General features: G+C 54.8%; 12 protein-coding genes. 4 read left to right on the forward strand and 8 right to left on the reverse strand.

Annotated features, from left to right (window positions below; genetic code table 11):
• Nucleotides 1–19: 19 nt before the first annotated feature.
• Nucleotides 20–736 carry a ribosome biogenesis GTP-binding protein YihA/YsxC gene (gene yihA / locus BMW46_RS01460; protein WP_074703905.1) on the forward strand — a complete coding sequence of 239 codons (717 nt, stop codon included), beginning with the start codon at nt 20–22 and terminating at the stop codon, nt 734–736.
• Nucleotides 737–777: 41 nt separating this feature from the next.
• Here the strand turns inward: yihA and BMW46_RS15680 are convergent, their stop codons facing one another.
• The gene (locus BMW46_RS15680; RefSeq protein ID WP_256376913.1) at nt 778–906 is read right to left on the reverse strand and encodes a hypothetical protein; all 129 of its coding nucleotides are present in this window, start codon (nt 904–906) and stop codon (nt 778–780) included.
• Here BMW46_RS15680 and hemB point away from each other — a divergent pair.
• Entirely contained in the window at nt 896–1900 is a 1005-nt protein-coding gene (gene hemB, locus BMW46_RS01465) for a porphobilinogen synthase (protein ID WP_074703907.1), read from the forward strand. The two genes, BMW46_RS15680 and hemB, sit on opposite strands and share 11 nt — an antisense overlap.
• 67 nt (nt 1901–1967) lie before the next feature.
• On the opposite strand, the gene BMW46_RS01470 is transcribed toward hemB, so the two are convergent.
• From BMW46_RS01470 to cysK, 7 genes are all read right to left on the reverse strand, one after another.
• Nucleotides 1968–4301: a penicillin-binding protein 1A gene (locus tag BMW46_RS01470; RefSeq protein WP_074703908.1), complete on the reverse strand. Its 2334-nt coding sequence runs from the start codon at nt 4299–4301 to the stop codon at nt 1968–1970.
• Nucleotides 4302–4455: 154 nt separating this feature from the next.
• The gene (locus BMW46_RS01475) at nt 4456–4845 is read right to left on the reverse strand and encodes a SirB2 family protein (protein WP_074703910.1); all 390 of its coding nucleotides are present in this window, start codon (nt 4843–4845) and stop codon (nt 4456–4458) included.
• 2 nt (nt 4846–4847) lie between these two features.
• The gene (locus tag BMW46_RS01480; protein ID WP_074703911.1) at nt 4848–5330 is read right to left on the reverse strand and encodes a hypothetical protein; all 483 of its coding nucleotides are present in this window, start codon (nt 5328–5330) and stop codon (nt 4848–4850) included.
• A 162-nt stretch (nt 5331–5492) separates the two neighbouring features.
• Entirely contained in the window at nt 5493–6905 is a 1413-nt protein-coding gene (locus tag BMW46_RS01485; RefSeq protein ID WP_074704514.1) for a dihydrolipoyl dehydrogenase, read from the reverse strand.
• Nucleotides 6906–7075: 170 nt separating this feature from the next.
• On the reverse strand, nt 7076–7798 hold the full coding sequence (locus BMW46_RS01490) for a tetratricopeptide repeat protein (RefSeq protein ID WP_256376914.1): 723 nt from the start codon (nt 7796–7798) through the stop codon (nt 7076–7078).
• Between the two features lie 421 nt (nt 7799–8219).
• Entirely contained in the window at nt 8220–9137 is a 918-nt protein-coding gene (gene epsC / locus BMW46_RS01495) for a serine O-acetyltransferase EpsC (protein WP_371113483.1), read from the reverse strand.
• 51 nt (nt 9138–9188) lie between these two features.
• Nucleotides 9189–10142, reverse strand: a complete 954-nt coding sequence (cysK, locus tag BMW46_RS01500) for a cysteine synthase A (protein WP_074703916.1) — start codon at nt 10140–10142, stop codon at nt 9189–9191.
• Between the two features lie 176 nt (nt 10143–10318).
• On the opposite strand from cysK, the gene aroA reads away from it, so the two are divergent.
• Both aroA and cmk read left to right on the forward strand, forming a co-directional pair.
• On the forward strand, nt 10319–11683 hold the full coding sequence (aroA, locus tag BMW46_RS01505; RefSeq protein ID WP_074703918.1) for a 3-phosphoshikimate 1-carboxyvinyltransferase: 1365 nt from the start codon (nt 10319–10321) through the stop codon (nt 11681–11683).
• On the forward strand, nt 11680–12369 hold the full coding sequence (cmk, locus tag BMW46_RS01510) for a (d)CMP kinase (protein ID WP_074703919.1): 690 nt from the start codon (nt 11680–11682) through the stop codon (nt 12367–12369). The genes aroA and cmk overlap by 4 nt, the downstream gene beginning before the upstream one ends.
• Nucleotides 12370–12493 lie beyond the last annotated feature (124 nt).

A 12493-nucleotide genomic window follows, 5' to 3' on the forward strand; every position in this document is an offset into this window, starting at 1 on the left:
CTGCGGACGTAGACTGGATATGTCCGTTTTTCAGAACGCAACCTTTTACACTACCGTCAGCGAGCTGCGCGACCTGCCCCCCCCGGTTGGGGTCGAGATAGCCTTTGCTGGCCGCTCGAACGCGGGCAAGTCGAGTGCGATCAATACTTTGGCAAACCGTAACCGCCTCGCTTTCGTTAGTAAAACACCGGGACGCACCCAGCATCTGAATTTTTTCCAGTTGGGTAACAACAGGTTTCTGGTGGACTTGCCTGGCTACGGCTATGCAAAAGTGCCGGCGGAAGTCCGTCAGCATTGGGAGCGTCTGCTTAGTACCTACCTTCAGACAAGGCAATCGCTTCACGGCATGGTTCTTATCATGGATGCACGGCATCCTTTAACCCCGCTGGATCGGCAAATGCTTGCCTGGTTTGCACCAACGAAGAAAGCGGTGCATGTGCTGCTTACCAAGTCGGACAAGCTCACGCGGCAGCAGGGGCAGAAGGTTCTCAAAACCGTGCTGGGTTTTTTACGTGAATCTTATCCACAATGCAGCGTACAATTGTTTTCCAGCACAAGCAGAGAAGGTGTTGAGGAGGCGAGTGCCTTGCTTGATGCATGGTTCGGATCAGGAATCGACCTGGATACCGATATGATCAGGGAAGCTGGTGCGTCGGGGAGCGACAAGGGGACAAGGGAAATGCGCCGGAAAACACCGAACGCCAGAAATAAAAAACCCCCGGTTAAAGGGGAATAAAACCGGGGGCAAACTACCTTAATAGGGATTAAGGTACCCGCTCAGGGAGGAAAAGCGGGAGACAAATAAACAACGTCTGTCAGTAAGATAGAAAATCCAACCACAAGTTCCCGGATTTTTGATTTTTTATCAGATTTTTTCTTTTTTTGCAGAATCATCATGCCAGCCATTAGTCAATTTCCCCAAAAAAGAATGCGGCGCATGCGCCGCGATGAATTTTCCCGCCGCCTGATGCGCGAGAATCAGTTACATGCGGATGACTTGATCTATCCGGTATTCGTGCTGGATGGTGAAAAACGTGAGGAAAAAGTCCCGTCCATGCCCGGCGTTGTACGGCAAAGCCTGGACGTTCTACTATCCCATGCCGAAAAATGCCTGGAACTGGGAATCCCAGCGCTGGCTATTTTTCCGGTCATCGACACGGGACTGAAAAATGAAACCGCTTCCGAAGCGCTCAACCCCTCGGGTTTGGTACCGCGGGTAGTAAGTGCGTTGAAAGCACGTTTTCCCGAACTGGGTATCATTACCGACATCGCCCTCGATCCTTACACGAGCCATGGGCAGGATGGATTGATCGATAACAGCGGTTATGTGATGAACGAGGAAACGGTGGCCGTTTTGACCCAGCAGGCCCTGGTGCATGCGCAAGCAGGCGCTGACGTAGTTGCGCCGTCGGATATGATGGATGGCCGTATAGGCGCAATTCGCGCTGCATTGGAGAACCAGGGTCTCATCCATACCCGTATCCTTGCTTATTCTGCAAAATATGCTTCCAGTTTTTATGGGCCGTTTCGCGATGCAGTGGGATCAGCGGCCAATCTGGGTACCGGAAACAAATATACTTACCAGATGGATCCCGCCAACTCGGATGAAGCATTATGGGAAGTGGGACTGGATCTGGAGGAGGGTGCCGACATGGTCATGATTAAGCCGGGGCTGCCTTATCTCGACATTGTCCGGCGGATCAAGGAGCGCTTCGGAGCGCCCACCTTCGTTTATCAGGTGAGCGGCGAGTATGCGATGCTGAAAGCGGCTGGGCAAAACGGCTGGCTGGATGAAAGGGCCTGTGTGCTTGAAGCCCTGCTTGCCTGCAAGCGCGCAGGCGCCGATGGCATTCTGACGTACTACGCCACCGAAGTCGCTGAGTGGCTGAGACAGCGCTGAGCCGGAATAAGGGCTGGAGGAGGACTGAAACAGGACGAACAGGCAGGAAGCGGGAATCGCGCCATTTCTAGTTCGACAGAAAGTCGTTTATGATGTCCTCCACCGATCTGATCGTGATATCTATTGGATCCTCTTCTTCAGGAGGAAGTTGCTCTTCCATGAAGTATTCCTCCAACGTCGCGCCGTTGCCTCTGAGGCCGGTTTCCGGATTAATCCTGGCGGTTGTGATCCCACTTGGAGGGGAATAGGAGGCGACCGGTACACCTTTCAACGCCTTGTCCATATAATTCATCCAGATGGGAAGTGCCGCCCGACCGCCGGTTTCATTGTCTCCCAACGATTTCGGATTATCGAAACCGATCCAGGCAATGGCGACCAGATCGGGCTGATATCCGCAGAACCAGGCGTCGACATAATTACTGGTAGTGCCGGTTTTACCAGCCAGATCGTTACGGCCCAACTGTTTCGCTCTGGTTGCGGTTCCACGCTGCACCACATCCCGCATCATGCTGGACATGAGAAAGGCATTGCGTGGATCGATAATCTGCTTGGCGTTTTCACCCGCCAGCGGGGGCTTCGATTGCTCCACGATATTGCCGTTGACATCCTCTACGCGTTGTATGAGATAGGGGGATATCAGAAATCCCCCATTGGCGAATGCAGCGTAACCTACCGCCATCTGCATCGGGGTGACTGAACCGGCGCCCAGCGCCATCGCAAGGTAGGCGGGGTGCTGCTTGGGATCAAAACCGAAGCGTGTCACGTAATCCTGCGCGTACTGCACGTCGATTGCCTGCAGAATGCGAATGGATACCAGATTCTTTGATCTCGCCAGCGCTTCACGCATGCGCAATGGGCCATCATAGCTGTCCCCGAAGTTTCGGGGATCCCATTGATCGCTTCCGGTCTCTTCAGCCGTAAACGAAAGCGGAGCATCATTGATGACAGTCGCCGGTGTGAAGCCTTTTTCCAGAGAAGCGGAATAAATGAATGGCTTGAAGCTGGAGCCAGGCTGGCGCCATGCCTGAGTAACGTGGTTGAACTGGCTGCGGTTGAAATCAAAGCCTCCCACCATGGCGCGGATTGCCCCGTCGTGGGGATTAAGGGCGACCAGCGAGGCTTCCACTTGCGGCAGTTGCGTAATCTCCCAGGCGCCCTTATCGTTTTTATGGACACGGATCAGGGAGCCGGGTCGAATGACCTGCTGGTTGGCGGCAGGTTTGGCAGTCAGATATTTCTGCGCGAATTTGAGCCCGTCACCCTTGATTTCGATGATCTCGCCACCTTTGCGGTACGCCTTGACCCGCTTCGGGGTTGCCTCCAGCGCGACCGCGGCAAGAATGCCATCGCTGTCAGTCACTTCCTGCAAGGCTTCCTCGAGTATTTCTTCCCGCTTCAAGTCCCCTGCCGACAGCTTTATGACCGCTTCCGGACCGCGATAACCGTGCCGGTCGTCATAGTCCAGCACGCCCTGGCGTACCGCATTATAGGCGGCTTCCTGGTCGAGAAAACGGATAGTGGTATAGACCTTGTAACCTCTCGTGTATGCATCCTCGTGGTAGCGCTGATACATGGCCTGGCGCGCCATTTCCGCGACGTAATCCGCCCGCAGAGCGTATTCCTGTGATTCCCGCCTGATGATTTGCATCGGTTGTTTTTCGGCTTGTTCGAACTCCTCGTTCGGGATATAGCCCAGGTCACGCATGCGCCGGAGCACGTATACTTGCCGCGCCCGCGCGCGTTGCGGATTGACGACCGGATTGAAGCGCGAAGGCGCTTTGGGGAGTCCAGCGAGCATCGCGGCTTCCGCCAGATTGATCCTGTTCAGGCTTTTACCGAAGTAAACCTGCGCGGCAGCGGCAAAACCGTACGAACGCTGACCGAGATAAATCTGGTTGAAGTAGAGTTCGAGAATCTGGTCCTTGCTTAAACTGTGTTCGATCTTGAATGCAAGCAAAGCTTCGCTGAATTTACGGTTCAGTGTTTTTTCCTTTGTCAGGAAAAAATTTCGTGCCACTTGCATCGTGATGGTGCTGGCACCTTGGCGCAGACCGCCGGAGGTGAAATTGGAATAAGCAGCACGCAATATACCAGTGTAGTCTACCCCACCATGCTGATAAAACCGGTCATCTTCGGCGGCTAGAATTGCTTGTTTCAGTCGCAGCGGAACTGAATCGATTTTGACAACCTGGCGTCGTTCTTCTCCAAACTCGCCGATCAGGATGCCCTCTGCGCTATACACGCGTAACGGTACCTTGGGCCGATAGTCTGTCAAAGCCTCGAGCGAGGGTAAGGCACGTATGGTCACCAATGCTGCGAAACCGAAAACCAGAGTCCCGATGACACCCAATGCAAAAAGCGCGGCCAAAGGGTAAGCCCACCAACGCCACCGCGCTAGCATGTGAGTAGGTTCTTGCAGAGGAAGATTAAGACAAGCATGGACGTTCTATAAAAATAATACTACGTTTTATGTAAGATACAGCAATCGCTCGGGGAGCATTGGCAGGGCATTTTGAAAGATTTTCCGGAAAATGCAAGGGCCGCGATCCAGTTTCTTACGAGATGGGGGGAAAAACTGCGGGATTTTTTGTCAGGGCAACCAGTACGATATAAATAAATACGAATTGGGCTGCGACACATGCGGATATTTTCACTTTGCGCGTTTTTCCAAATCTTAACGCTGTCATGCCCAAGCCGATATACAGCAGCAATCCGACGACCTTGGCGCTGAGCCAGGAGTCATGTACCGGGTCCTGTTGGATACGGATAGCCAGCGCAACAGCACTCGCAAGCAGTACGGTATCCACCACATGCGGTGTAATTTTTACCCAGCGCCGTTTCAAGTCGGCAGATCCTTGGATCATCCAGATGCTGCGCAATGAAAACAAAAGATAGCTTATTATAACGCTGCCGACATGAATCATTTTTATTGCTGCATAACTCATGGCTATCCTCCCTGCAGCATCCAGCCGTGGCTGCCGGCCACTGCCCCGGCAATGGTAACGAGACTTAAACTCAGCAATATCCTGTGCATCCGCTGCGCCAGGGCGAAAGTCCTTGCGGGATCGCGTTGAGACATTTTTGCCTTCTGCCTCCGGAATACCAGGGGTTCCACTATAAACAGCATCAAGGTGAAGATCAGCCACACCGCAACCATGGCATGCATCCACCAGAAGCGGGGCTCAGTAAAACGGTTCCAGGCGTCGAGAACATGGACCATGTAGAAGCCGCTCAGACCCACGATCAGTGTTGTCCAGCGTGCCTGGGGAGCAAAGCGGTTTTCGATGTGGGTGAAAAATTCCGTTCGCTCGGTTGCGCATTTCATTTTCGCCATAATGGGAAACAGGACGGCTGTCACCATGGCGACACCCCCGATCCACAGCACAACTCCCAGTACATGCAGCACTCTGGCAAATGCGAATTCATTCATCAGGCTTTCCCTTCCGCTATTCCCGAACTAAGACTTCCTTTGTAAATATTAAGTTCTGGCACTGACTGCATTTGTGCGCTTTTGGTATCCTCAAGCTTCATGCCGGAGTTCCGCCATATGCTGATGAAGTATCCAAATCTGCGGCGCAACGTCTGTGTGGCATCAATCCAGCGCCTGTGCACCGAACGCCTCACAGCCTGCAAGGTCGGATTCGCGACAGCGGGGAAGTTGTTTCGAGAGCTCGCGTAATGCAGTCCGCAGGCCTTCTTCCAGGACGGGATGATAAAAGGGCATGCGCAGCATGTCATGCACTGTGAGTGAGCGGTCGATCGCCAGTGCCAGCAGGTGTGCCATATGCTCCGCATCGGGACTGCACATTTCAGCTCCAAGCAGCTTGCCGCTGACCCGCTCGGCGTAAATGCGCAGAATGCCGTCGTTACGTTGCGCCATGCGGGCCCGGCTCTGGCGTTCGAAACGAACCTCTCCGGTCAATGTTCCGGGGGGGAGAGAGGCATGTTTTTTACCGACGATGGCTATGCCGGGATCGGTAAACACGATCGCAAGCGGCGTGCGACGCTCAAAGCGAATGGGAGCGGGATGGGTGGCATTGATTCCTGCAATGTGGCCCTCGTCCGCTGCCTCGTGCAACAGAGGCCTCATGCCGCTCGCATCACCTGCCATGAAAACCGGCAGGTCTGCTATCTGCATGGTATGGGGATCAACAGGAGGCAGCCCTCTTTCATTCAACTGGATGCCTAGCGTCTCCAGTCCCACATTCTCGATATTAGGCCTGCGGCCCAGACTGGCAAGAACAGCATCGACCGCGGTTTCCTGCGTCCCGGCAGACACCCGCATGCCTCCATCAGCTGCCCGGAGATCTGCCTGCTTGCCCAGATGGACCCTGAACTCGTCTGCGAGAAGCTCTGCTGCAACCGCATTGACTTTCGGATCGCTCAGACCGGCGATGGTATCGCTTTCACTGAATGCCGTTACCTCGATTCCCAGGCGGCCGAGCGCTTGAGCCATTTCCACGCCCACTGCTCCCAGACCTATGATTGCTACCCGATCGGGAAGGGTTTCCTGTTCGAATAATGTATCAGTCGTCAGGATCTGCCTGTCGAGTGCAAGCCAGGGAGAAGGTACAACCGGGCGGGAGCCAGTGGCAATGATAATGTTTCGAGCGCGTAATTCCCGTCCGTTTACCTCGAGCCTTCCTGCTTCAAGAAGGCGCGCACGACCGGAAATAGCTCGTTCTCCCAGCACTTCCGTCGCCTTCAGCGTGCTGGCGACAAAGTCATCCCGCAGCCAGCGCACACGTCGCAGGACAGCTGCAATATCCGGCGTGAGGCAATCCGCCCCTTGGATGCCGAATTCCTCAAAGGAGGTGCGGCGATGGAACGCCTTCGCGGCCTCGATCAGTGCTTTGGAGGGCATGCAACCGACACGCGCGCAGACTGTCCCCCAGGGACCATCGTTGATAATGGTGAAATTGTCAGTGCGCTTCTTTACTTCCTTGAGAGCGGCCAATCCTGCGGTGCCGGCGCCGATGATGATAACGTCGAAAGTTTCACTCACGAGGATTTCCTCTTCATCAGAAATGTTGCACGAATTTATATGAAATGAAGTGCTTCCACCTTGATCTGCCAATTGACTGCGAGAATCATTTATCGCAGGATAGCTCCCTTGGCAGTCAGTTGTTCTGGTGAAGGGAAGGACGTGTTATTCAGCGGCGCGTTGTTTGGCAGTTATGGTTTACGCCGATAGGGTGCTGATTCAACTCGGTCAGCCTCTTTTCCGCTTTCCGGTCCGGTTCGTGCCGCCAGCCACTCGCGGGAAATCTTCTGTGCCTGCGCCAGTTGCTTGCTGCTTAGCGCGCGCATGACTTCATCCCTGGCTGCCATGGCCTGCTGGACGCCGGCGGCGGCCGCAAGATTCAACCATACGTAGCTTTGCACATGGTCCGTAGGGAGGCCGTATCCATTCCGATAGATGAGGCCCAGCTCATATTGCGCGGGTCCGTAGCCTTGTTCTGCGGCCAATTGGAGCCATTTTGCGGCTTCGGCAAAGTCCTGGAGTGCCCCGTTCCCCGTCAGATACAGCAGCCCGAGCTTATACTGCGAATCCGCATCTCCGTTAATCGCTGCCTCCTGATAGAGTCGAACGGTAAAACGATGATCCTCCAGGGGGTTTCGCGCGGGGGCGGAAGGAGGAGTGCTCCCGGCCGACTGGGTGACGTCGGGAGTTCTGCGCGTCCCCGGTGCCGGGCCGGGGGGCGCTTCCTGGCTGTTCTGCGATTTGCTGGTCCCGGGGGCAACAGGATCAGCAGAGTCTTCAGTTCCAATTTCCGTGGCGGGTCCCGCATAGGGATCGGCCATGTTGTGCTCTATGATCAGCCAGACCGTTGTAATCAGCAATGCGCCAATGAACAGCACTCCCCCCAATGCAAGAAAGGCATTCGGATTTTTCATCCAGAAGCGCTCCTTGCATTGCCGGCAGCGTATGGGTCGAAGAAACAGCATACCCAATGTTCGCTCGCCAGGACGCACGCGAGAATGGTGCGTTCTTTCGCTCCCGCACTTGATGCATTTTGGGCACATGATATCGGGTAGGGTGATTGTCCTGCTTGAGGAACTCATTGCGGTGTTTGTATCTGTTTTTTTTCCACAAGTCTAAATATTGCCTGTGCGAGCGTCAACCACCGAAACCATCTTATTGCGGAACTGACCCCGCGGAGTTGTTTTTCCGGGATAGGAAAGCCGGGCAGGACGAGTGCTTCGGCATTTGCAATTCGACAGCTTTCCGCAACGAAGCCCGGGCCCCGGTATTTTACACATCACGGGATAATGACGAGGTGTTTTGGGAGCAGATTTGCGTAGCCCGCAGGCAGGACTAGATGCCGGCGCCGCCATCAAACACTTCGTTGCGTGTCTGCGCCTGGGAAATGACGCTGGCAGGAGGCACGCTGCGGGTGAGCCATACATTCCCGCCAATGGTTGAGCCTCGGCCAATGGTAATGCGTCCCAGGATCGTCGCGCCAGCGTAGATGACGACATCATCCTCGACGATGGGGTGACGCAAATTGCCTTTTACCAGAGCCCCATGCTCATCCACGGGAAAGCGCTTGGCGCCAAGGGTGACAGCCTGGTACAGGCGCACATGTTCCCCGATGACGGCGGTCTCGCCGATGACTACACCCGTACCATGGTCTATGAAGAAGAATCCGCCGATTTGCGCACCGGGATGGATTTCGATGCCGGTGGAAGAATGAGCAATTTCAGAAATCATTCTGGCGATCAATGGCGCGCCCAGCCGGTGCAGCTCATGCGCCAGCCTGTAGTAGGTAATGGCGGTAATTCCGGGATAACATACCAGAACCTCATCCACGCTTCGGGCCGCCGGGTCTCCTTCATAGGCTGCCTGAATGTCGCTTTCAAGCAAACTGCGTATACGCGGCAGCCTTTGGGCAAAGGCTTGCGTAATTCCCGCTGCCCGCTCCCTTTCAGAATTGCCTGGCGCGTCCGCATCGCCAGCAAAGCGCAGCTCACGGCGCACCTGCACCATCAATTCCCGCAGCGTTACGTCGAGCGTGTGGCCCACATAATAATCGACGCTTTCATTGGTGAGGTCGGGCATTCCCAGACGGTTGGGAAACAGTACGGCTCTCAATCCATCCGCAATGCCGACCAGCACCTTGCGGGAAGGAAGCTTGGGTGGCCTGTCGCGTCTCTGCCGATTTTCCAGGGATTTGAGGCGCAGTGCACGTAATTCGGACACCACATCGCCAATTTTCAGCGCTGTTCGTTTCAATGAAAAATACTCCTCCATTTATTATTATCAAGCCCGCTATTCCCGAGCCTTTTACATATCTTCAAAAAGGTTGGAGCTCAGATAGCGTTCTCCTGAATCCGGCAGAACGACAACAATGGTTTTTTCGGCATTCTCCGCTCGCTTCGCATAATTTAATGCGGCTGCAACCGCTGCTCCGCATGAAATCCCCGAGATAATGCCTTCTTCGCGTGCAAGACGACGTGCATAGTGAATCGCGTCTTCATTGCTGATCTGCTGTACATCATCCACGAGGGAGAGGTCCAGATTGGCAGGAATGAACCCTGCGCCAATTCCCGGAATTCGGTGAGGTTCAGGTTTCAGGGGTTCGCCAGCCCGATGTTGCGTGATCACCGGGCTGGCAGCGGGCTCAACGGCGACCGAGATGATGGACTTTTTCTTCGTCCCCTTTATATATCGCGAAACACCGGTAATGGTGCCTCCCGTACCCACGCCGGCAACAAAAATATCAACTGCCCCGTCGGTATCGTTCCAGATCTCCGGCCCCGTGGTGCGCTCGTGAATAGCGGGGTTGGCCGGGTTGGAGAATTGCTGAAGCAGGAGGTATCGGCCCGGATTGGAAGCAACGATTTCCTCTGCCTTCGCTACCGCACCTTTCATGCCCCGTGCGCCCTCGGTCAGAACCAGTTTTGCCCCGTAGGCGAGAAGCAGCTTGCGGCGTTCCAGCCCCATGGTTTCAGGCATGGTCAATGTCAGGGGTATGCCGCGCGCGGCGGCAACAGAGGCGAGGGCGATACCGGTATTGCCGCTGGTAGGTTCCACCAGTTCTATTCCGGCACGAAGCAGCCCGCGATGTTCCGCATCTTCGATCATTGCCGCGCCGATACGGCATTTTACAGAATAAGCGGGATTACGCCCTTCGATCTTGGCCAGTACCATTGCCGGAGCGCCATCCGTAATGCGATTAAGTCGGACCAGCGGCGTAACCCCGGTGGTCTGGGAATTATCTTTGAACCAGTGCGGCATTTTCGATGCATCCTTCCATATGCGAATTGTCCGGGAAATACCGGGGATTCGAGCGTGATCTGCTTCCCGGGAGGCAATTGTGCTTATTATTTATTCGGAATTGGAGGTCGATTATAATAGCCGGTTTTATTGCCCAACTGGCTGTTTATCGATGAAGACAATCCCTGAGGCAAAGTGTGAAATTTATTGACTTGCCGGTAGTCGGGCGTGCTCAGGGTATCGTTCGCTTGCCTGGCTCAAAGAGCATTTCCAATCGAATTTTGTTACTTGCCGCGTTGTCGGAGGGGGTAACCGATATCTGCGACCTGCTGGCTTCCGATGATACTGCCCGTATGCTCGATGCCCTCTCCACTCTGGGTGTATCCATCCTTCAGATTGGTAAAGACCATTATCGCTTGCAGGGAGTGGGGGGCCAGTTTCCTCTTCGTTTCCCTACAACAGAAGCAGATCTGTTTTTAGGGAACGCAGGGACCGTTTTCCGTCCGTTGACGGCCGTGCTGGCGCTTGCTCAAGGGTACTACCGCCTGTCCGGCGTCCCGCGAATGCATGAACGCCCCATTGGCGATCTGGTCGATGCCCTGCGGCAAGTAGGCGCGGATATTACCTATCTCGGGAAGGAAGGTTTTCCGCCGCTCCAGATCAAACCCGGGCGGATCCATCCTGGGGAAATAACGGTAAGGGGCGACGTATCGAGCCAGTTCCTCACTGCCCTGTTGATGGTGCTGCCTTTCCTGCAAACAGAAATGGATGAATTACCGGCCATTACCGTGGCAGGGGAACTGATTTCGCGCCCCTATATCGGTCTTACCATCGCCTTGATGGCGCGTTTTGGGGTGCAGGTGGAGCGGGAGGAGTGGCGGCGCTTTACTGTATCCGCAGAGCAGCGCTATCGGAGTCCGGGTCAGGTATTCGTCGAGGGCGATGCGTCCTCCGCCTCCTATTTTCTTGCAGCCGGCGCAATCGGGAGAGGGCCGGTACGCGTCGAAGGCATAGGACGTGATAGTGTCCAGGGAGACATTCGCTTTGCCGAGGCGCTCAAGCAGATGGGAGCGGATATCAGATTTGGCGATAACTGGATCGAAGCAAGCGCTCCCGGACCCGGTGGCTTGCGAGCAATCGATCTGGACTGCAACCATATTCCGGATGCAGCGATGACGCTTGCAGTGACAGCCTTGTTCGCGCGGGGAAACACCGTTCTCAGGAATATCGCGAGCTGGCGGGTAAAGGAAACGGATCGTATTGCAGCCATGGCGCAGGAATTGCGCAAACTCGGCGCAGAAGTGGAGGAAGGGCACGATTTTCTGCAAATCACGCCGCCCCGCGGGGAACTGGTGGCGAATGCGGCTATTGATACCTATGACGATCATCGCATGGCAATGTGCTTTTCTCTCGTGTCTTTTGGCGCGCCCGTTCGAATTAATGATCCCCGGTGTGTCTCAAAGACGTTTCCCGATTATTTCGAAAAATTTGCGGCCATCGCCCCTGCCGATCCAGGGCAGGGTAAATTCGCTGCCAGGGTCGATTCTTTTGATATTTTATGAACGATAAGACTATTCAGGATATTCCCGTCATCGCGATTGACGGTCCTTCTGCTTCCGGCAAGGGCACCGTAGCGCAACGGGTTGCCGCAAAACTCGGCTTTCACTATCTGGACAGCGGCGCGCTGTACCGTCTGGCGGCGCTGGCGGCAATGCGATCGGGAATCGAGCTTAAGGATGAGCATGCGCTGAGTGAAGTCGCTGCACATCTGAATGTCGTTTTTGCAGATGCGGAGATTCGCCTGGACAATGAAAACGTCACGAATGCAATACGTTCGGAAGAATGCGGCAGTGCGGCTTCCAGAGTAGCCGCTTATCCTCTCGTTCGCGCGGCGCTGCTGGAACGGCAGCGCGCATTCTGCCAGATTCCGGGTCTGGTAGCCGACGGTCGCGACATGGGATCGGTTGTATTTCCCACTGCCATCCTCAAAGTATTTCTCACGGCGACTGCTGAAACACGTGCTCAGCGGCGTTATAAGCAGTTGATGGAAAAAGGGATGGATGCTAATATTGCCACCCTTTTGCAGGACATACGGGAGCGTGATGCGCGGGATAGCAATCGCAGCATTGCGCCATTGCAACTGGGCGCAGATACACATTTGCTGGATACCACTTCACTCGACATCAACCAGGCGGTAGATCGCGTATTGAGTCTGTACGCTGAAATTTCTGCAAAAGGACCCATTTGAGTACGTTGTGTAGAGAGGTTTTATCCATCAAGAGGTTTCATCCGTCAAATCCTATAAGCTCGCCCTCGCTTGGCTTAAAGCGCTCCTGAGTGACAGGAACACGTAAAAAAATCCATTCCCCGGA

The sequence above is a fragment of the Nitrosospira multiformis genome (assembly GCF_900111585.1).
Taxonomy (GTDB): Bacteria; Pseudomonadota; Gammaproteobacteria; order Burkholderiales; family Nitrosomonadaceae; genus Nitrosospira; species Nitrosospira multiformis_B.